This is a genomic window from Bradyrhizobium genosp. SA-4 str. CB756 (assembly GCF_000473125.1).
Classification (GTDB): Bacteria; Pseudomonadota; Alphaproteobacteria; order Rhizobiales; family Xanthobacteraceae; genus Bradyrhizobium; species Bradyrhizobium arachidis.
Genome location: NZ_KI421499.1, coordinates 3,448,591 through 3,468,128 on the forward strand (window position 1 = coordinate 3,448,591; position 19,538 = coordinate 3,468,128).

Consider the following 19,538-nt stretch of genomic DNA (forward strand, 5'->3'; position numbering starts at 1 on the left):
CGGTCCGGGAAACGGGGCGCTTGCGCCCCAGACTGGCCGCATTGTACGGCTCATAAGGGGTACGGCTCACAAGGGCATATCGCGTATCCGGTCCGCCGCCAATCGCCAAAAACCAATCACCAAACTGCTTTGCCAGACCGTTTGACCCAGACCGCCTGATGTTGCTCCAGATCGCATTGCGCAGGAAGGCCTCCGCCCTCACCGCCCTCGTCACGGCCGCAGCGATCGCGCTGTTGCCGGTCCCGGCCGCGCATGCGCAGGCCAAGGGGCCGCCGGTCCTGCGCGACACCGAGACCGAGCAGCTGCTGCGCGAATACACCCGCCCGATCCTGCGCGTCGCCGGCCTGGAGAAGCAGAACATCCAGATGGTGATCCTCAACGACGCCTCGTTCAACGCGTTCGTCGCGGATGGCCGCCGCATCTTTGTCAATTACGGCGCGATCCTCCAGTCCGAGACGCCGAACCAGATCATCGGCGTGCTCGCGCACGAGACCGGGCATCTGGCCGGCGGCCATCTGTCCAAGCTGCGTGAGCAGCTCGCCACCGCCCAGACCCAGATGATCATCGCGATGCTGCTCGGCGCCGGTGCAATCGCCGCGGGCAGCACTCGCGGCAGCAGCAGCGCCGGCAATAACGGGCTTGCCAATGCCGGCGCGGCCGCGATCGCCGGCCCCCAGGAGATGATCCGCCGGACGCTGCTGTCCTACCAGCGCCAGCAGGAGGAGAACGCCGACCGTGCCGGCGTGAAGTTCCTGACCGCGACGCAGCAGTCGCCGAAGGGTATGTACGAGACCTTCAAGCGCTTCACCAGCGAGAGCCTGTTCGCCGCGCGCGGCGCCGATCCCTACCTCCAGTCGCACCCGATGCCGACCGAGCGCGTCGCTGCGCTCCAGGAGTTCGCCAGCTCCAGCCCCTATTGGGACAAGAAGGACGATCCGGCGCTCCAGCTCCGCCACGACATGGTGCGCGCCAAGATCTCCGCCTTCATGGAGCGGCCGGAGACGGTGTATCGCCGCTATCCGCAGACCAATGACAGCCTGCCGGCGCGCTATGCCCGCGCCATCAGCACCTATCTGCACGGCGACCTGCGCAGCGCGCTGGCCCAGATCGACGCCCTGATCCAGGTCCAGCCCAACAACCCGTACTTCTACGAGGTGCGCGGCCAGGCCCTGCTGGAGAGCGGCAAGCCGGCCGACGCCATCGCGCCCCTGCGCAAGGCTGTCGCACTCTCCAACAACGCCCCCCTCATCGAGATGTTACTTGGGCAGGCTCTGGTTGGAACCGATAATAAGGCCTACACGGACGATGCTGTTCGGATTCTCCGTGCCGCGGTGGCACGGGAGCCCGAGGCGCCGCTCGGCTACACCCAGCTCGCGATGGCCTATGGCCGGAAGGGCGACTATGCCGAGGCCGATCTCGCCTCGGCGCAGGCCGCTTACCTGCGCGGCGACAACAAGACCGCCCGCGAGCTTGCCACGCGCGCGAAAACCCGTTTCGCCGTCGGCACGCCCGGATGGGTCAAGGCCGACGACATCGTGGCGTCAAAGCCGCCGCGCAACTAAGTCAAACTCAAACTAAGTAAGACGACGCCTGATACCCACGACGTCACGACACCAGAACCAGTCCGCCGGGACGTTTTCCGAAACCTGCTTTGGATAAGAGGATTTGCCTATGCCTTCGCTGCGCCTGCTTGCCCCCGCGCTGTTTGCGCTCGCCATGTTCGGCGCGGCCGCGCCCGCGTCGGCCGACAGCTTTTCCGATGCCCAGCGCACCGACATCGAGGCAATCATCAAGAACTACCTCGTCACCCATCCCGAGGTGCTCGAGGAGGCGATGACCGAGCTCAGCAAGCGCCAGGCCGATGCCGAAACCAAGAAGCACGAGGCCAGCATCGCGCAGAACTCGGATGCGATCTTCAACTCGCCGCGCCAGGTCGTGCTCGGCAACAAGGACGGCGACGTCACCTTCGTCGAGTTCTTCGACTACAATTGCGGCTACTGCAAGCGCGCCATGGGCGACATGCTCGACCTCATGAAGAGCGATCCGAAGCTGAAGGTCGTGCTGAAGGAGTTTCCGGTGCTGAGCCAGGGCTCGGTCGAAGCGGCGCAGGTCGCGGTCGCCGTGCGCATGCAGGATCCCACCGGCAAGAAATATCTCGACTTCCACCAGAAGCTGCTCGGCGGCCGCGGCGCCGCCGACAAGGCGCGCGCCCTGCAAGCGGCCAAGGAAGCCGGCCTCGACACCGCGAAGATCGAGAAGGACATCGCCAGCCCCGAGGTGCGCGCCACCATCGAGGAGAACTTCAAGCTTGCGGAGGCGATGGGCATGAACGGCACGCCGAGCTACGTGATCGGCAAGCAGATCGTGATCGGCGCCGTCGGCCTCGAAGGCCTCAAGGAGAAGATCGGCGTCGCCCGCTGCGGCAAGGCGACTTGCTGACAGAGCGATCGCGCAGCTCACAACTCAAGCATGCATCGAGGCCGGCTGAAAAGCCGGCCTTTTTCGTCGGCCAAAGCTGGCGCGAATCCGGCGCGCGCATTCATCTCGCGTTTAGGAAACAAATACCCCGGAACCGGCGATGTTCCGGAACAACTCAAATCTCCTTTCGTTGTCGGCGCGGGCAATGACGCAAATGGACACGTGAGGAGAATTCGATGTTGAACCGCTTTATGATCTCGGTTGCCGCACTCGCGCTGGTGGCGGGCACCGGTCTGGCGAACGCACAGGACAAGGGCCGCGACACTGGCGGCGCTGGTTCGCAGCAGCAGATGCAGCATTCGCAGCCTTCCGGCGGCGCCGCAGAGCGCGGCTCGATGGGCAAGGAGTCCTCGGGCGCCGAGAAGGGCACCGTCGGCCAGGCCGGCGGCTCGATGGAGAAATCCGGCGCCGCGGAGAAGTCCGGTGGGATGGAAAAGTCCGGCACGATGAACAAGAACGCGGCTGACGAGAAGGCCGGCGCGAAGGGCGAGCACGCCCAGGGTGCACAGGACAAGTCGAAGAGCATGAGCTCGGACTCGACCAAGTCTGACTCCACTAAGTCCGGCGCCAAGGACATGAAGGCCGAGGACAACAAGGCCGGCGGCGCCGCCAAGAGCAACAATGCCGAAAACCGTCCGGGCGCGACCGACAGCAAGTCTCAGACCACGACGGGCAACGCCTCCGCGACTGCCGCGGCGCCGCCCGCCGAGAAGCGGACTGAAATCTCAACGGCGATCAAGTCGACCAAGATCGAGGAGACCACCAACGTCAACTTCAACGTCTCGGTCGGCACCGCGGTCCCGGCGTCCGTCCACTTCCACCCGCTGCCGCCCCGGATTGTCGAGATCTACCCGCAGTGGCGTGGCTATGAGGTGATCTACGTCCGCGGCCAGTATGTGATCGTCCGTCCGCAGACGCGCGAGATCGTGTACATCATCGAAGGCTAAGCCGCTTCGGTGAAGACCAGACGAGCCCCTGCCGAGAGATCGGCGGGGGCTTTTGGCCTGTTGGCCGGCTTGTCCCGCCTGTCCCGGGCGGCAGCCATGCTTCGGACTGGTTAACAAGCAATTTCCGTAGTTTCCGCACAGGTTTTTGCGCAACGGATGAGGTGCCTGAACCCGCCTTGGAGGTCCTTCAAGGCTTCCCCTCACGCGCTTTGTTACCTATAACCCCCGCCACGCCGAAGCACCTCTTTTCCGGGATTGGAATGGCTCAACCTGCAACCGACACGATCCTCGTCCTGAACGGGCCGAACCTCAACATGCTGGGGACGCGCGAGCCCGAGAAGTATGGCCATGCGACGCTGGCAGACGTCGAGGCGCTGTGCCGGGAGACGGCAGCACATTTCGGCCTCACGGCCGACTGCCGCCAGTCCAACCGCGAAGGCGAGCTGATCGACTTCATCCACGAGGCGCATGCGCGCAAGATGAAGGGCATCATCATCAATGCCGGCGGCTATTCGCACACCTCGATCGCGCTGCACGACGCGCTGCTCGCGGTGCAGATCCCGACGGTCGAGGTTCACGTGACCAACATCCACGCCCGCGAGAGCTTCCGTCACCACTCCTACACCGCGCGCGCGGCCTTCGCCTCGCTGTGCGGTTTCGGCATCGAGGGCTACCGCCTCGCCATCCAGGGCCTTGCCGCCAAGCTCGACATCAAGCCCAAAGCCTGACGCACCCTCCTCACACAGAACATTCGGATCAAACAACATGGCGCGCCAGCCAGACGACAAAGCAGCCGCAAAGTTTTCCAGCGAGGATTCCGCGCTCGTCCGCGAGCTCGCTCTTCTGCTCGATGAGACCAGCCTCACCGAGATCGAGATCGAACGCGCGGGCCTGCGCCTGCGCGTCGCCCGCAACATCAGCGTCGCCGCGACCATGCCGATGCCGATCGCAGCCGCTCCCGCCGCGCTGCCGATGGCGGGAAGCGTCGCCGCTGCGCCCGCTGCGGCCGCCGCCGACCTGTCGAAGCATCCCGGCGCGGTGACCTCGCCGATGGTCGGCACCGCCTATTGGGCGCCGGAGCCCGGCGCAAAGCCGTTCATCGAAGTCGGCAACAAAGTCTCGGTCGGCCAGACCCTGCTGATCATCGAAGCCATGAAGACCATGAACCAGATTCCCTCGCCGCGCGCCGGCACGGTGACGCAGATCCTGGTCGAGGACGGCCAGCCGGTCGAGTACGGCGAGCCGCTGGTCATTATTGAGTGACGCGAATGGGGAATAGCGAATAGCGAATGGCGTCAGCCTTCCCTACTCGCCATTCGCCAGTCGCCATTCGCTGCAGGACAACATGTTCGACAAGATCCTCATAGCCAATCGCGGCGAGATCGCCCTTCGCATCCTGCGCGCCTGCAAGGAGCTCGGGATCGCGACCGTCGCCGTGCACTCCACCGCCGACGCCGATGCAATGCATGTGCGCCTGTCGGACGAGAGCGTCTGCATCGGACCGCCGCCGTCCAAGGACAGCTATCTCAACGTGCCCGCGCTGCTCGCGGCCTGCGAGATCACCGGCGCCGATGCCGTGCATCCCGGCTACGGCTTCCTGTCGGAGAACGCGCGCTTCGCGGAAATCCTCGCCGAGCACAATCTGCAGTTCATCGGCCCCAAGGCCGAGCACATCCGCCTGATGGGCGACAAGATCGAGGCCAAGAAGACCGCCAAGCGGCTCGGCATCCCCGTGGTGCCCGGCTCCGACGGCGCGGTCGGCCCTGATGACGACGCGATGGCGATCGCGAAGAAGATCGGCTTCCCGGTGCTGGTGAAGGCCGCCGCCGGCGGCGGCGGACGCGGCATGAAGGTCGCGCACAGCGAGGCCGATCTCCAGGTCGCACTGTCGACGGCAGCCAATGAGGCCAAATCCGCCTTCGGCGATGCCTCCGTCTACCTCGAAAAATACCTCCAGAGGCCGCGCCATATCGAGATCCAGATCCTCGGCGACGGCCGCGGCGGCGCGATCCATCTCGGCGAGCGCGACTGCTCGCTGCAGCGCCGCCACCAGAAGGTCTGGGAAGAAGGCCCCTCGCCGGTGCTGGCCGCCGCCGCGCGCGCCAGGATCGGCGAGACCTGCGCCAAGGCGATGCGCGAGATGAAATATCTCGGCGTCGGCACCATCGAGTTCCTGTTCGAGGACGGCGAGTTCTACTTCATCGAGATGAACACGCGCATCCAGGTCGAGCATCCCGTCACCGAGAGCATCACCGACATCGACCTCGTGCTGGAGCAGATCCGCATCGCCGCCGGCGGCGACCTGCCCGCGAAGCAGGAAGAGGTGCAGATCATCGGCCACGCCATCGAGTGCCGCATCAACGCTGAGAATCCGCAGACCTTCCGGCCCTCGCCGGGCCGCATCACGCAGTACCACCCGCCCGGCGGGCTCGGCGTGCGGATCGATTCCGCGGTCTACCAGGGCTACCAGATCCCGCCCTATTACGACTCGCTCGTCGGCAAGCTGATCGTCCACGGCAAGACCCGCACCGAATGCCTGATGCGCTTGCGCCGCGCGCTGGACGAGATGGTCGTGGACGGCATCGAGACCACCCTGCCGCTGTTCCGCGACCTGGTGCGCCAGGACGACATCATCAACGGCGACTACCACATCCACTGGCTGGAACAATATCTCGCCGGCAAGGCGGAACCGGGCACGAAATAATCCTCTCTCCCCACGGAACCCATTGGCCCCAATCGAGTTCTCGACGGTGGGGCAAGTTCCCGAGGGGGCGTTTTGAATTCCGTTGAACCTGAGCGAGTGAAACCGTCGTGACGGCCGAGGGCCAACGACGGCGGGCATTCTGGCAGATCCTGCTGTTCGCGGCGGGCCTTCTGGTGCTGACCGTGATCAGTGCCGGCTCGGTCTACCTCGTCAACAAGGCGCGCGACGACGCCAAATGGGTGCTTCACACCATCGAGGCGGAGAACCAGATCAACACCCTGCTGCTCGAGATCCGGCGCGCCGAAAGCGGCGCCCGCGGCTTTCTCCTGACGCAGGGACCGGATTTCCAGTCGGATCACCAGAAAGCCGTCGCAGCGATCATTCCCGCGCTCGACAAGCTCACGCGCCAGATCGGCGACAATCCGGCGCAACGCGAGAGCCTCGAGAAGCTGCGCGCGGCGATCGAGACCCGGCTCGACCAGTTCTCACGCGAGATGAATTTCGTGAAGCAGGGCCGCCCCGACGATGCCACCGCGCTCGTCCGCGAGGCCGCTGCCGGCAATACCACGACCACGATCACCAACCTCGCCAACGCGATGATCCGCGAGGAGGAACGGCTGTTCCAGATCCGCAGCGCCAACTCCGACCGGAGCCAGACGCTGGCGGCGTCGATGACCGGCATCGGCTCCGGCCTCGTCGTGCTGCTGGCCCTGATCTCGATCTGGCTGGTGCGGCGCTCGGCCCGCGCCCGTGACGAGGCGGAAGCGCGCCTGCGCGATGCCAACGTCAATCTGGAGGCCGTGGTCGACGAGCGCACGGCGGACCTGCGCGAAGCCAATGACGAGATCCAGCGCTTCGCCTATATCGTGAGCCACGATCTGCGCTCGCCCCTCGTCAACATCATGGGCTTCACCAGCGAGCTCGAGGAGCTCGGCGGCGACATTTTCCGCCGCATCAGCGGCCTTGCCCACGTCCCCGCCGACGGGCCGCCGCTGCCGGCCGGCGAGATCGCGCTCGAAGGCCCCGACAAGCAATTGTCGACGGATTTTGCCGAGGCGCTCGGGTTCATCAAATCGTCGATCGCCAAGATGGACCGGCTGATCTCGGCCATCCTCAACCTCACCCGCGAGGGCCGCCGCGAGTTCCAGCCGGAGAAGATCGACACGCGCGAGCTGATCGAGGCGATCGTCTCGACCCTGGCCCACCAGGCCGCCGAGGCGCAGGCGGAGATTCATGTCGCGCCCTTGCCGAATCTCATCAGCGACCGCCTTGCGCTGGAGCAGATTTTCTCCAATCTGATCGATAACGCGATCAAATATTTGAAGACTGGCGTTCCCGGCGAGATCAGAATCCGCGGGCGCACCAAGCTCGGCTACGCTATCTTCGAAATCAGCGATAACGGCCGCGGTATTGACCCTAGGGATCACCAGCGGATCTTCGACCTGTTCCGCCGTGCGGGAACCCAGGACAAGCCCGGCCAGGGCATAGGTCTTGCACATGTGCGTGCACTTGTGCGCCGCCTCGGGGGCACGATGTCGGTATCATCGGAACTAAACGCGGGCAGCACCTTCACGATCACGCTGCCCATCACCTGGAACGTCAGCAACCGGAACGCAGATCGATGACCCAGCCTGTCACCATCATCATGATCGAGGACGACGAGGGACACGCCCGGCTGATCGAGCGCAACATCCGCCGCTCCGGGGTCAACAACGAGATCGTCTCGTTCCCGAACGGCACCGACGCGATGAAGCACCTGTTCGGCGCGGACGGATCCGGTCTCGTGCAGAAGGGCAACGCGCTCCTGATCCTGCTCGATCTCAACCTGCCCGACATGACCGGGATCGACATCCTGAAGCAGATCAAGGAGAACAAATATCTGAAGGCCTCGCCCGTTGTGGTGCTGACCACCACCGACGATTCCCAGGAGATCAAGCGCTGCTACGAGCTCGGCTGCAACGTCTACATCACCAAGCCCGTCAATTACGAGAATTTCGCCAATGCCATCCGGCAGCTCGGCCTGTTCTTCTCGGTCATTCAGGTCCCGCCTGCCGCCACATGAACCAACAGCGCACGCCAACACTGCTCTATATTGACGACGACGACGCGCTGGCGCGTCTGGTCGATCGCGGCCTGACGCGGCGCGGCTTCAAGGTCGTTCTTGCCGCAAGCGGCGAGGAAGGCCTCGAGCGCATCCGCCGCGCGGAGACCGAGGGCGGCATCGACGTCGTGGCGCTCGACCAGTACATGCCCGGCCTCGATGGCCTCGAGACGCTCGAGCAGATCATGGCGATAGCGGGCGCGCCGCCGGTGGTGTTCGTCACAGCCTCGCAGGATTCCACCATCGCGGTGACAGCTCTGAAGGCGGGCGCGGCCGACTACCTCGTCAAGGACGTCAAGGGCGACTTCATCCCCCTGCTCCACGTCGCGGCCGAGGGCGCGCTGCGCCAGGCCGAGATGCAGCGGGCGCGCGAGGAAGCCGAGGCCGAGATCCACGCCTCGCGCGACCGCTATGCCGCGCTCGCCGCCGAGCGCGAGCTGCTGCTGCGCGAGGTCAACCACCGCGTCGGCAACTCGCTCCAGATCATCGCCTCGCTGCTGCACCTGCAGGCGAGCTCGGCCGCGCAGGAAGAGGTCAAGGCGGCGCTGACCAATGCGATGGGCCGCGTCGCTGCGGTCGCGCAGGTGCACCGCCGCCTCTACACCTCGCAGGACCTCAAGAGCGTGGTGCTGAACCAGTACCTGGACTCGCTGCTCGAGGATCTCCGCCGCTCGGCCGAAGGTAACCGGATGTCGCGCCTGACGCTGAAGGCCGAGCCGATCGAGATCGACCCGGACCGTGCCGTCGCCGTCGGCATCATCGTCAACGAGCTGGTGATGAACGCGGTGAAATACGCCTATCCAGATGGCGCCGGCCCGATCCATGTCGAGCTGAGCTCGAAAGGAGACGATCTGCTGCTCGCGATCAGCGACGACGGCGTCGGCGACAACGTCAAGGCCGATCCGCGTTCGACCGGCATGGGCCAGCGCATCGTCGCGGCGATGGCCTCCAAGCTGGATGCGACCGTCGAGCGCGATCCCGCGCATTCCGGAACCCGTATCGTGTTGCGGTTCCGCCGCGTGCCTGACGTGCCCGGCAAGACCAGCAGCGCCGCCGCGAGCTGACCTGCGCGCCACCCATCGCAACCGAATTGCGATCCTGCTATTGTTGCCTCATGACTTCGCGCGACTCCGCCTCGTCTGAAATCACGCCGGCCGTGCTGCTGCGCGCCTATGCCTGCGGCATCTTTCCGATGGCGGAAAGCGCCGACGATCCGACCCTGTTCTGGGTCGAGCCGGAATTGCGCGGCGTGATCCCGCTCGACGGTTTTCGCGTGGCCTCGCGCCTTGCGCGCACCGTGCGCTCGGATGGGTTGCGCGTTACCGTCAACACCGCGTTCAAGGCGACAATCGCCGGCTGCGCCGCGCCGCAGACCGGCCGCGAGGACACGTGGATCAACAAGCGCATCCGCGACCTCTATGGCGGCCTCTACGAGCTCGGCCATTGCCACAGCGTCGAGGCCTGGCAGGGCGACGAGCTCGTCGGCGGTCTTTACGGCGTCAGCCTCGGGCGCGCCTTCTTCGGCGAGAGCATGTTCCACACCGCGCGCGATGCCTCCAAGGTGGCGCTGGTGCATCTGGTGGCGCGGCTGATCCATGGCGGCTTCGAGCTGCTCGACACGCAATATGTCACCGATCATCTGAAGAGCTTTGGCGCGGTGGAGATCTCGCGGCGGCGCTACACCGCGCTGCTCGACAAGGCGCTCGCCGGCGAGCCCGGCGATTTCCTGCGGCTGTCGCCGGGTGACGCAATCCCCGGCGCACGCGCGCTCGAGATCATCGCCTCGCGGCAATAACCGATAGCTGGCCTAGCGGCCAAACCCCGGGATACCGAACAGGCCTGGCCGCTGCTCCGGCGGCGGAGGCGGTGCCGGTTGCTGCTGCTGCATCGGCGGCAGAGGCTGCGGCGGACGCTGCTGCACCTGCTTGGGTGCGGCTTTCTTCTGCGCGGGCGGCGGCGGTGGCGGGGCCGGCTTGCTCGCGGGATCGGGCGCCGCCGTTGCGATGGTCTGCTGCGGCTCTTTGCAGTCGGTCAGCCAGATGTCGTAGATCGGATGCTCGACGCCGTGCAGGCCGGGGCTTGCCGCGTACATCCAGCCCGAGAAGATGCGCTTCACCTCGCCCTGCAAGGTGATCTCGTCGACCTCGACGAAGGCGTCGGTGTTGGCGGCTTCCGTCGCCGGCCGCGTGTAGCAGGCGTCGGTCTTGACCCTGAGCGCGCCGAACTGGACGGTCTCGCCGATATCCTCGTCGAAATTAATGATGCGTCCGGTGATCTTGTCGAGGCCGGAGAAGGTGGCCTTCTTGTTCACGATCTTCTGGGCCGGCGGCTCGGTCACGACCTCGTCGCCCGGCTGGAGGCTCGCCGGCGTCTGCGGCACGGCGCCACCAGGCGCGCCCTTCTGCTGCGGCTGGCGCTGACCGGGCGCACCCGGTGCGGCTCCCGGCGCATTGGGCGGCGCGACCGCGACGGACGGCGGCTGGTTCGGCGGAGCGACCGTGGAGCCCGGCGGCGGCGCCAGCGGCTGGCTCTCGACCGGCCCCGGCATCACGTTGCCCTGCCGGCCCGGCGGCGGCGGCATCGGACGCGACGGCAGCACGCGGCCCTGCGGCGGCAGCGCGGGGACCTCTTCGTCGTCGTCCTCGGGCATCGGAGGCTGCGGCTGGCCGCGCGGAATCGCCCCCGGCGGCCGCGGCGGCGGATCGGAGAAGATCGTGCCGATCTGCGCCTGGGCAGGCGTCGCAACCGTCAGCGCGGTGGCAGCCAGCAGCGCCGCAAGGCCTGTCAGGGTAAAGGTTTTGAACATCTTGCGCGGCTTCAACAGCGAATCGGGCTTGTTGGACATTCTACAGGGGATACCGCCGCTCGCAGGCTATCGGGTTAACACGCCGAATACGGCGGGGAAAGGGCGGCATCCCTGCCCTGCCCGCCGCCCGCTGGCCAGACCCGCCACCGGATGGGATAGTTCGGTGCGCCTCTCCCCGGGGCCAATGCGGGCAATCCCCCGATACCGACGTCCAACCAGAATCCCCTGAGGCCGCTCCCATGCCCGTCGTACTCGATCCCGATGCCGCCGCCGTCTACCGGGCTTTTCGGGAGGCCGGGCGCCCCGCCTACGAGACCCTGACCGCGCCGGAGGCCCGCGCCTATTATTCGCAAGCCCGCTTTGCCACCAATCCCGAGCCGCCCGAGCTTGCGCGCGTCACGCAACTCGCGATCCCGGCGCCGCACGGCGCCATCCCGGCCCGCCTCTACTTGCCAAAGGAGCCGCGCCGGACTGAGGGAGTGTCGCCGGCGCTGGTGTTCTTCCACGGCGGCGGCTGGGTGATCGGCGATCTCGAGTCCCACGACGTCGTCTGCCGCCAGCTTGCTGAGGCCGGCGCCCTTATCGTCATCTCGGTCGACTACCGCCTCGCGCCCGAGCACAAGTTTCCCGCCGCCGTCGATGACGCCATCGCCGCGACCTGGTGGATCGCCGCGAATGCGCGCGAGCTCGGCATCGACGCCGCGCGCCTCGCGATCGGCGGCGACAGCGCCGGTGGCAACCTCGCCGCCGTCGTCGCACTTGCCGCGCGCGACGCTGGCGGCCCGGCGATCGCGGGCCAGGTGCTGATCTACCCCGCGACCGATTTCGCCATGTCTCACGGCTCGCACAACGAGCCCGAGACCAGCGTGCTGCTGACCCATTCGGTGATCCGCTGGTTCCGCGATCATTATCTGAACGGCACAGCCGACATCCACGACTGGCGCGCTTCCCCGGCGCGCGCACAAAACCTTGCCGGCTTGCCGTCCACATATGTGCTGACCGCCGGCGCCGATCCCCTGCGCGACGAAGGCGACGAATATGCCGAGCGGCTGAAGCAAGCGGGCGTGCCCGTCGCTTACAAGCACTATTCCGGCCAGTTCCACGGCTTCTTCACGATGGGAAAACTGCTGCCGCAGGCCGATGTCGCCGTGAGCGAGATCGGCGCGTGGCTGAAGGGGTTGTAGCTTCCGTAGCACGACGCACCAACGACGCCGATGTCCTCCCTCCTCAAATCTCTCTTCGCCGTTCCCCTGCGCGCCCTCACCTGGATCGGCGACCAGGGCACGCGCGCCGTGGCGGCTGTGGTGTTCATCGCGGTCGCGGTGCCGCCGATCGGCGCGCTGCTGCGTCCCTATCTCACCTGGGCGATCGTCGGCCTGCTCTGCATCTCGTTCATGCGCGTCGATCTCGCCGCGCTCTACGGCCATCTCCGCCGGCCTGCTCTGGTCGCCACCGCCACCGCATGGACCACGCTCGGCGTGCCCCTGCTCGTCGGGCTGATCGCCTGGGCGACCGGCTTCGACAACCACGCGCCCGGCCTGTTCCTCGGCTTGATGCTGCAAGGCATGGCCTCGCCAATGATGGCATCGCCGGCGCTCGCCGCCATGATGGGGCTCGATGCGACCCTGGTGCTGATCACGCTGGTGACCTCGACGGCGCTGGTGCCTTTCACCGCCACGCTATTCGCTGGCCTGTTCCTCGGCGCCAAGCTCAGCGTCACGCCGCTGGCGCTGGGCCTCAAGCTGCTCGGCCTGCTGTCGGGCTCGCTGCTCGGCGCCACCATCATCCGGCGCCTCGCCGGCGCGGAGGCGATCCAGCGCCACAAGCGGCCGATCGACGGCATCAACATCATCATCCTGCTGGCGTTCGCCTCCGCGATCATGGGCGACGTGGCCCACGACGTGCTGACCGATCCGGTCTTCACGATCGGCATCGCGCTCTTGTCCTTTGCGATCTATTTCACGCTGCTCGCCATGACGACGCTGATCTTCCGCCGCATCGGCTATGAGCGCGCGCTGGCGCTCGGGCTGATGGTGGCGCAGCGCAATCTGGGCGTGATGCTGGCTGCGACCTCAGGCGCGCTGCCGGCCACGACCTGGCTCTATTTCGCGATGACGCAGTTTCCGATCCACCTGTCGCCCTACATGCTGACGCCGATCGCGCGGCGCCTGACGGCCCGCGCGGACGACGCCGGCACGGCGGCTGCAGGCAGGACGACCTAAGGCGCAGTCGGCTTCGAGGCCCTGAAGAGATAACGGTTGGTGCTGAAGAAGTACTGCCCCGCCGCGCCGAGACGCTCGAACTCGCTGTGCCATGCGGTGAGATCATCGGCCGGAACGTCGTTCCTGCGGGCGACGAAATCCCGGATGCCTTGGGCCAGTCCCTTGCTGTAGCTGTCGTCATCGTACTGCAAATTCAGGATGGGAAAGATCGATGCGCCGTCGAGGTGAAATCCCGCCTCCACCAGTCTGCGGGCCATCGATCTCGGCAGGCGCGGGTGGGCGCAGTGCGCTTCCCATGAGGTCATGACCGCGGTCATCCGTTCCGGGTCTTCGGAATGCCACACCACTGCGTCCCAATCGGTCGCGACAAAAATCGTGCGGCCACCCGGCCTGAGGACGCGAAACGTCTCGGCGAGGACGCGGTCGACATCGGGCACGTACTCGGCAACCTGCGTGCACACCACGACATCGAACGAGGCATCGGCTTGATCCAATGCCGTCGCGTTGCCGATGGCATATGAGATCCAGGCGGACGCCTTCTGCCGGTTGCAGGCCGCGATCAGGTCGATGGACACATCGATGCCGACGACGGCACCATCGGGCCCGACGATCTTCGCCATGCTTTCGCAGAGATAGCCGGGACCGCATCCGATATCTAGAACGCGCTCGCCGGCAGTCAGAGCGAGCTGCCGCATCGTCTCCGCGCGCTGGGCGATCACATCACGCTTGAGATAGATTCTCTGCAGCCGTTTCGCATTTTCGTTGCTGTACTCCATCCCGCTCATCGTCGCCTCCACGCTCGAGTACCAGACGAAGTTCGCTACCCCGCCCGCGCCGCACGGCGCAGCGCCTGCGGCGGCTGGCCGAAGGCGCGGATGAAGGCGCGCCGCATGCGCTCGGGATCGCGGAAGCCGGTGACCTCCGCGACGAGCTCGATCGCCTCGCGCGAGGACTGCACGCGCTCGCGCGCGACCTCGAGCCGCAGCCGCTCGATCGCTTTCGACGGCGTCGTGCCGGTCTCGGCGGCAAAGGCGCGGGCGAAATGCCGCGCGCTCATGCCGGCGCGATCGGCGAGGTCTTCCACCGTCAGCGGCGCGTCGAGGTTTTCACGCGCCCAGGACAATAGCGCGCCGAAGCGGCCGTTCGGCGTCTTCAATTCCAGCAGCGATGAGAACTGCGACTGGCCGCCGCTGCGGCGATGGTAGAGCACGAGCTGGCGGGCGGCCTGTTGCGCGATCTCCTCGCCATGGTCCTCGGTGACCATCGCGAGCGCGAGGTCAATGCCGGCGCTGATGCCCGCCGAGGTCCAGACATTGCCGTCGCGGGTGAAGATCTGGTCGGGCTCGAACTTGATCTTCGGATACCGCGCAACGAAATCGCGGGTGCGGCCCCAATGCGTGGTGGCGCGGCGGCCATCGAGCAGGCCGGCCTCCGCAAGCACATAGGCGCCGGAGCAGACGCTGGCGATCCGCACGCCGCGCTTGGCCAGCCGCTGGATGAAGGCGAGCGTAACGGGACAGCGCGCCGGCGCCGACACGCCGGCGCCGCCCGCCACGACCAGCGTCGTGATCGCATTCGTCGATTTGAAATCGCGCGCCATCATCTCGACGCCCGACGAGCTGCGCACCGGCCCGGCATTCAGCGCCAGCACCCGAAGCGCGAGCGGCTTGCCGTTGGCACGTGCCGCGATCTCGAACACCGAGATCGGGCCGGCCGCATCGAGCAGTTGGAAGTCGGGGAAGATCAGGATGCCGATCATGGTCATGTCCGAAAGCGAGGGAAATACGCCATTTTGGACAGAAGGGCATCATGAGAGGCTGCCGCCGTCAAGCTCATCTTTGGAGGACCTGCCCATGTCGTCACCGCTCCAGATCGGTCTGTTGGTGTTTCCGCGCGTCACCCAGCTCGACTTCACCGGTCCGCTGCAGGTGTTTTCGTCCGTTCCCGGCGCGACCGTGCACCTGATCTGGAAGACGCTGGCCCCGGTGCCGAGCGATTCCGTGCTGATGCTGACGCCGACCATCACGTTCGCCGACTGCCCGCAACTGGACGTGATCTGCATTCCCGGCGGCTTCGGCACCGACGCGCTCCTCAATGATGAGGAGACTCTCGACTTCGTGCGCAAGCAGGCATCCGGCGCCAAATTCGTCACGTCGGTCTGCACGGGATCGCTGGTGCTGGGCGCGGCCGGGCTGTTGAAGGGCTACAATGCCGCCACCCATTGGAGCGCGATGGAGATGCTGGCGCTGTTCGGTGCGACGCCCACCAAGGCACGCGTCTGCATCGATCGCAATCGTGTGACCGGCGGCGGCGTCACAGCAGGAATCGATTTCGCCTTGAAGCTGGTGTCGCTGCTGGTCGATCGCACCACCGCGGAAGCCGTGCAGCTCCGCCTCGAATACAATCCCGCGCCGCCCTTCAACGCCGGCTCGCCGGATACTGCGCCGGCCGAGGTGCTCGCGCTGATGAAGGAGCGGGTCGCACCATCGCAGGCGCGGCGGCTCGAAGCCGCCAAGCGCGCAGCCGAAAGGGTGATGTAGCCCTTCCGTCGCGGACATGGTACGGCACGTTCCGGCGATGCGAAGCATCGCCCGGAGCGACGCTGCTGACACGACGCTGTCAGGAGCCTGTCGTGACACTCCGGCTCCGGCCGCCCCGTTGGCAGTTTCCGGTCGGTGCGCACAGGAGGACCTGACCGTGGCGCGATACCGACTGCACTGCGTCGGAGCTTCGGGCAATTCGTTCAAGGTCGCCCTCTTTCTCAACTGCGCCGGGCTCGACTGGGAACCGGTCGGCGTCGACTTTGCCGGCGGTGAAACCCGCAAGCCTGACTGGCGGGCCGCGACCAACGTCATGGGCGAGGTCCCCGTCCTCGAGGCTGATGGTCGGCTTCTGAGCCAGTCGGGCGCGATCCTACTGTGGCTCGTCGAGACTCATGGCGTGTTCGCTCCGACACGCGTGGAAGCATTCGAGGCGATGCGCTGGCTGCTGTTCGACAACCACAAATTCACCTCGAGCTTTGCCCAACACCGGTTTCAGCGTTGCTTCATGCCCGAGCCCGCGCATCCCGCCGTGCTGGCGTACTTGCGGGCGCGGACCGAGAGCGCCTTCTCGATCGTCGAGCGACACCTCGCCGACCGCGACTTCATGCTGGGCGGCCGGCCGACAATCGTCGATTTCTCGCTGCTCGGCTATTTGTACTATCCAACCGAGGAGACAGGTTTCGATCTTGCGGCGGCCTTTCCGGCCATCAACGCCTGGCGCCGGCGCATCGCCGAATTGCCGGGCTGGAAGCCGCCCTATGAGATGATGCCGGTTGGCAACTCACCCCCGCTCCATCTGCATCTTTGAGGTGTGGGACAAACCCAAAGCAGCGGATCAAAGAAAAAGGCCGCCCGGTTTCCCAGGCGGCCTTTCCTGTCTTACGGCGGCGCACATTCACATCGGGCGATTTCGGAACTTCCAGACCGGGGGCCTATCTCCCGATCGAGTCCTTACTCGGCGGCCGCTGCATCTCGGGACAGTCGCGAACTGTTGCCCGAACCGAACGCGATGGTTTCCCATCTCCGTAAGATGGGATCATTGAGCCGCATCGCTCGCGCCGGTGCAACGCCGGCGCTAGCGCCATCCCCGCTGTTCCCGTTGTCCACAGCGGCGTGAGGCGGATGCTCATGCATCCACCCTCGATGATGAGGATTCGCGCTTGGGCCGACGGTTAGCCGGGCGTCCAGGGCTGGTAGTCGCCGGTCGCCTTCGGCCGGCGGCCGCTGGCCAACGTCGAGCCCGAGGGCCGGTAGGCCTTGGCCGTGCCGGTGAGATTCGGCTGGTGCGGCTTTTCCCACTCGCGCGGCTGGTAGTTGGTCGCGGTCGGCGGGGTGTCGACGACGTGATGGATCCAGCCGTGCCAGGACGGCGGGATGCGGCTCGCCTCGGCATAGCCGTTATAGATCACCCAGCGCCGCTCGAAGCCCAGCGTCGGATCGATCGCCCCGCCGCGGGTGCGATAGTAGCGGTTGCCCTGCTCGTCCTCACCGACCAGTTCGCCGTACCGGCTGGTCCAGAGCTGGGTGCCAAAGGTCTGGCCATTCCACCAGGTGAAGAACTTCAGAAGGAATTGTTTCATACGGCAAGGGCCCTGCTTCGTGGGGCCCTGATGCCATCCGGACGCCGAAATGTCCAGTTCGGCCCGCGGGGGCCGTCCCCTTCCCAAATGCGGGTGCTGCGGACCGCCGGCGCCGCCGCAAATCGGTCGTGATCCGTTCATGCCGGGTACAGCGGCGAGGTGAGAGGCTCGCGGCACACACGCAAACCAGCGTGATCCCTGGAACCAGCGCTGTTTCATCGGGTTGGCTTTTCCGGGAAAGGAGTTTGATCATGAACAGTCTGAAGGTTTTGAGTGCCGCTGCGGCAGTGGCGTTGATGCTTCCGTTGGCGAGCCCGGGCTTCGCGCAGAGCCGTCCCGCCGCTGGCGGCGGAGGAGCGCATGTCGGCGGTGGCGGCGGCGGCGCCCATTTTGGTGGCGGCGGCGGCGGTGCTCACTTCGGTGGTGGCGGTGGCCCCCGCATGGGCGGCGGCGGCTTTGCCGCTGGCCCGCGGCCAGGCGGTGGCGCCAGTTTCGCGGGTGGCGCAGCCATGCGCCCGAGCGCCGGCGTTGCCATGCGTCCGAGCGCAGGACCCACCTTTAGCGGCGGCCGTCCGGTCGCAGCGGCCGGCGGCAACTGGCAGGGCGGCGGCGGCAATTGGGGCGGTCACCGCTGGCATCACCGTGGCGGCGGCTTCTGGCCCGGCGTCGCGGCCGGCGCCGCGATCGGCGGCCTCGGCTCCTACGCCTATTACGGCGGCGGCTATTACGATGATCCCTACTACTACGGCGACGACTCCTATTACGATGAGCCGTCAGTTGCGGTCGTACCGGACACCGGCGGCGACTCCTCCGCGTATTGCGCACAGCGCTACAAGTCTTACGACCCGGCCTCCGGCACGTATCTTGGCTATGATGGCCAGCGCCATCCCTGCCCGTAAGGCGACCTGAACAACGCGATGAGTGGGCGGTGCCGGTAGACTACCGGCGCCGCTCACGGCTTTCCGAGCCGGTCGAACTCCGCAAGCTCATCCGACGCCAAAGGCGTCACTGTCCCTGGTCCGCTTCCCCGATCCGCACGCTGCCGATTGCCGCGATCAAGCCGGCAAGCTCAGCCTGGCGGCCGGTCCCAGTCTTGGCGAAGACGCGGCGCAGATGCGTCTTGATGGTGTTGGGCGACAGCTTCAGCGATTGCGCGGTCTCCAGGACCGTATTCCCCGACGAGGCCGCAAGGGCCACCCGCGCCTCGGCATGCGTCAGGCAGTAGGCGTCCATGATCTGTCCGAGCGGGATCGATCGCCGGTTGGCGGGATCGATGACGAACAGTAGCACCGCAGCATCCTTCACACCGGCATCCGACAGCCGCCCGAGATCCTTGCTCCGGATCGCGGCGACCAGAACGGTCAGAAGCCGGCCGTCGCTATTGCGCGGCAGGCTCATGGCACCGCCAGCACCGCCCTGCAACGCGACGCGGATCAGCTCGCTCAGCCGCTGCGAATGTGCGGGCGAATGCGTCCCGACTGATTGATGCAGCCGCAGCACGCCCTCCTCCGCCATGCGGCGGGCTGCGCCGTTGGCGAACAGCACCCGCGCCTTGCGGTCGAGCACGGCGACGCCGTCGGCGAGCCGGTCGAGGACATTGAAGGCAGCCTGCTGCATGGCGAGGTAGCCGTCGATCCGGAATCCGAGCGTCACCGACCGGCAGAGATGCGGAGCCAACCATTCCAACAGCTGCTGCTCGTCGGGATCGAACGGCCCCAGCCGCGCGCTGCGACACATGTTGAAGGCGGCACGAAAATCATCGCGCGCCGCGAGCGCCATCATTCCGTTGTGGCCGATCTCCTGCGGCCGCAGCACCTCGTCGTAGAACGCAGACGTTTGAAGCTCCCCCAGCGAGATCGCTTCGTCGGACAGCACCAGCCGGCCGACCGGCTGGTTCTCCATGTATTGCGACCAGGGATTCTGCATATGCCGCTGCTGATAGACGCGGTTGCACTCCTCGTTGAGACGGCCGTTGAAATCGAAATAGACCCGCTCCGCGGTGAGGGACTGACCGAACAGGATGCCGCCCTCGCTGCGCGTCAGATCGGCGATCGCCGTGAGCACATGTGGCCAAAGAACGTTCTCGGCCGCGGCGTCGTAAATGAGGTCGAGGACCTTCTCGATCTTATCACTGGAGAAATTCACCGTACTCCCCCG

General features: G+C 66.3%; 20 protein-coding genes. 15 read left to right on the forward strand and 5 right to left on the reverse strand.

The genetic code is table 11. The features are described from left to right. Positions 1-158: 158 nt before the first annotated feature. The 10 genes from BRAGE_RS0117015 to aat all read left to right on the forward strand — a co-directional run bounded on the left by BRAGE_RS0117015 (position 159) and on the right by aat (position 10,025). Positions 159-1,562, forward strand: a complete 1,404-nt coding sequence (locus BRAGE_RS0117015; RefSeq protein WP_027557802.1) for a M48 family metalloprotease — start codon at positions 159-161, stop codon at positions 1,560-1,562. A 109-nt stretch (positions 1,563-1,671) separates the two neighbouring features. Continuing rightward, on the forward strand, positions 1,672-2,439 hold the full coding sequence (locus BRAGE_RS0117020) for a DsbA family protein (RefSeq protein WP_027557801.1): 768 nt from the start codon (positions 1,672-1,674) through the stop codon (positions 2,437-2,439). Positions 2,440-2,654: 215 nt separating this feature from the next. Further along, on the forward strand, positions 2,655-3,425 hold the full coding sequence (locus tag BRAGE_RS0117025) for a DUF1236 domain-containing protein (protein WP_027557800.1): 771 nt from the start codon (positions 2,655-2,657) through the stop codon (positions 3,423-3,425). 260 nt (positions 3,426-3,685) lie between these two features. Beyond that, positions 3,686-4,153: a type II 3-dehydroquinate dehydratase gene (aroQ, locus tag BRAGE_RS0117030; RefSeq protein ID WP_027557799.1), complete on the forward strand. Its 468-nt coding sequence runs from the start codon at positions 3,686-3,688 to the stop codon at positions 4,151-4,153. Between the two features lie 37 nt (positions 4,154-4,190). Then, positions 4,191-4,688, forward strand: coding sequence for an acetyl-CoA carboxylase biotin carboxyl carrier protein (accB, locus tag BRAGE_RS0117035; RefSeq protein ID WP_027557798.1), 498 nt, complete (start codon positions 4,191-4,193; stop codon positions 4,686-4,688). 82 nt (positions 4,689-4,770) lie between these two features. Beyond that, positions 4,771-6,129, forward strand: coding sequence for an acetyl-CoA carboxylase biotin carboxylase subunit (gene accC / locus BRAGE_RS0117040; RefSeq protein ID WP_027557797.1), 1,359 nt, complete (start codon positions 4,771-4,773; stop codon positions 6,127-6,129). 107 nt (positions 6,130-6,236) lie between these two features. After that, positions 6,237-7,754 carry a sensor histidine kinase gene (locus BRAGE_RS0117045; protein WP_027557796.1) on the forward strand — a complete coding sequence of 506 codons (1,518 nt, stop codon included), beginning with the start codon at positions 6,237-6,239 and terminating at the stop codon, positions 7,752-7,754. Then, positions 7,751-8,191 carry a response regulator gene (locus BRAGE_RS0117050; protein WP_027557795.1) on the forward strand — a complete coding sequence of 147 codons (441 nt, stop codon included), beginning with the start codon at positions 7,751-7,753 and terminating at the stop codon, positions 8,189-8,191. The genes BRAGE_RS0117045 and BRAGE_RS0117050 overlap by 4 nt, the downstream gene beginning before the upstream one ends. Further along, positions 8,188-9,294 carry a sensor histidine kinase gene (locus BRAGE_RS0117055; RefSeq protein WP_027557794.1) on the forward strand — a complete coding sequence of 369 codons (1,107 nt, stop codon included), beginning with the start codon at positions 8,188-8,190 and terminating at the stop codon, positions 9,292-9,294. The genes BRAGE_RS0117050 and BRAGE_RS0117055 overlap by 4 nt, the downstream gene beginning before the upstream one ends. Positions 9,295-9,344: 50 nt before the next feature. Continuing rightward, positions 9,345-10,025, forward strand: a complete 681-nt coding sequence (gene aat, locus BRAGE_RS0117060) for a leucyl/phenylalanyl-tRNA--protein transferase (RefSeq protein ID WP_027557793.1) — start codon at positions 9,345-9,347, stop codon at positions 10,023-10,025. A gap of 12 nt (positions 10,026-10,037) precedes the next feature. On the opposite strand, the gene BRAGE_RS0117065 is transcribed toward aat, so the two are convergent. Then, positions 10,038-11,075: a DUF2155 domain-containing protein gene (locus BRAGE_RS0117065; RefSeq protein ID WP_027557792.1), complete on the reverse strand. Its 1,038-nt coding sequence runs from the start codon at positions 11,073-11,075 to the stop codon at positions 10,038-10,040. A 200-nt stretch (positions 11,076-11,275) separates the two neighbouring features. Here BRAGE_RS0117065 and BRAGE_RS0117070 point away from each other — a divergent pair, with 200 nt between their 5' ends. Next, positions 11,276-12,220 carry an alpha/beta hydrolase gene (locus BRAGE_RS0117070; protein WP_027557791.1) on the forward strand — a complete coding sequence of 315 codons (945 nt, stop codon included), beginning with the start codon at positions 11,276-11,278 and terminating at the stop codon, positions 12,218-12,220. A gap of 30 nt (positions 12,221-12,250) precedes the next feature. Further along, a complete protein-coding gene (locus BRAGE_RS0117075; protein ID WP_027557790.1) occupies positions 12,251-13,258 on the forward strand; it encodes a hypothetical protein in 1,008 nt (335 codons plus the stop codon). Here the strand turns inward: BRAGE_RS0117075 and BRAGE_RS0117080 are convergent. Together BRAGE_RS0117080 and BRAGE_RS0117085 are read right to left on the reverse strand one after the other, a co-directional pair. After that, positions 13,255-14,055 (reverse strand): methyltransferase domain-containing protein, encoded by an 801-nt coding sequence (locus tag BRAGE_RS0117080; RefSeq protein ID WP_027557789.1) that lies wholly within the window; start codon positions 14,053-14,055, stop codon positions 13,255-13,257. The genes BRAGE_RS0117075 and BRAGE_RS0117080 overlap by 4 nt on opposite strands. A gap of 23 nt (positions 14,056-14,078) precedes the next feature. Continuing rightward, a complete protein-coding gene (locus BRAGE_RS0117085) occupies positions 14,079-15,017 on the reverse strand; it encodes a GlxA family transcriptional regulator (RefSeq protein ID WP_027557788.1) in 939 nt (312 codons plus the stop codon). A 94-nt stretch (positions 15,018-15,111) separates the two neighbouring features. Between BRAGE_RS0117085 and BRAGE_RS0117090 the strand changes: the two genes are divergently transcribed. Both BRAGE_RS0117090 and BRAGE_RS0117095 read left to right on the forward strand, forming a co-directional pair. Next, entirely contained in the window at positions 15,112-15,798 is a 687-nt protein-coding gene (locus tag BRAGE_RS0117090) for a DJ-1/PfpI family protein (protein WP_027557787.1), read from the forward strand. A 157-nt stretch (positions 15,799-15,955) separates the two neighbouring features. After that, complete coding sequence (locus BRAGE_RS0117095) at positions 15,956-16,609, forward strand: glutathione S-transferase family protein (protein ID WP_027557786.1); 654 nt, start codon at positions 15,956-15,958, stop codon at positions 16,607-16,609. Between the two features lie 364 nt (positions 16,610-16,973). On the opposite strand, the gene BRAGE_RS0117100 is transcribed toward BRAGE_RS0117095, so the two are convergent. After that, positions 16,974-17,381, reverse strand: a complete 408-nt coding sequence (locus tag BRAGE_RS0117100) for an NADH:ubiquinone oxidoreductase subunit NDUFA12 (protein WP_027557785.1) — start codon at positions 17,379-17,381, stop codon at positions 16,974-16,976. Between the two features lie 251 nt (positions 17,382-17,632). Between BRAGE_RS0117100 and BRAGE_RS0117105 the strand changes: the two genes are divergently transcribed. Further along, complete coding sequence (locus tag BRAGE_RS0117105) at positions 17,633-18,280, forward strand: BA14K family protein (protein WP_027557784.1); 648 nt, start codon at positions 17,633-17,635, stop codon at positions 18,278-18,280. A gap of 106 nt (positions 18,281-18,386) precedes the next feature. Here the strand turns inward: BRAGE_RS0117105 and BRAGE_RS0117110 are convergent, their stop codons facing one another. Beyond that, positions 18,387-19,526 (reverse strand): helix-turn-helix transcriptional regulator, encoded by a 1,140-nt coding sequence (locus BRAGE_RS0117110; RefSeq protein ID WP_027557783.1) that lies wholly within the window; start codon positions 19,524-19,526, stop codon positions 18,387-18,389. Between the last annotated feature and the right edge of the window lie 12 nt (positions 19,527-19,538).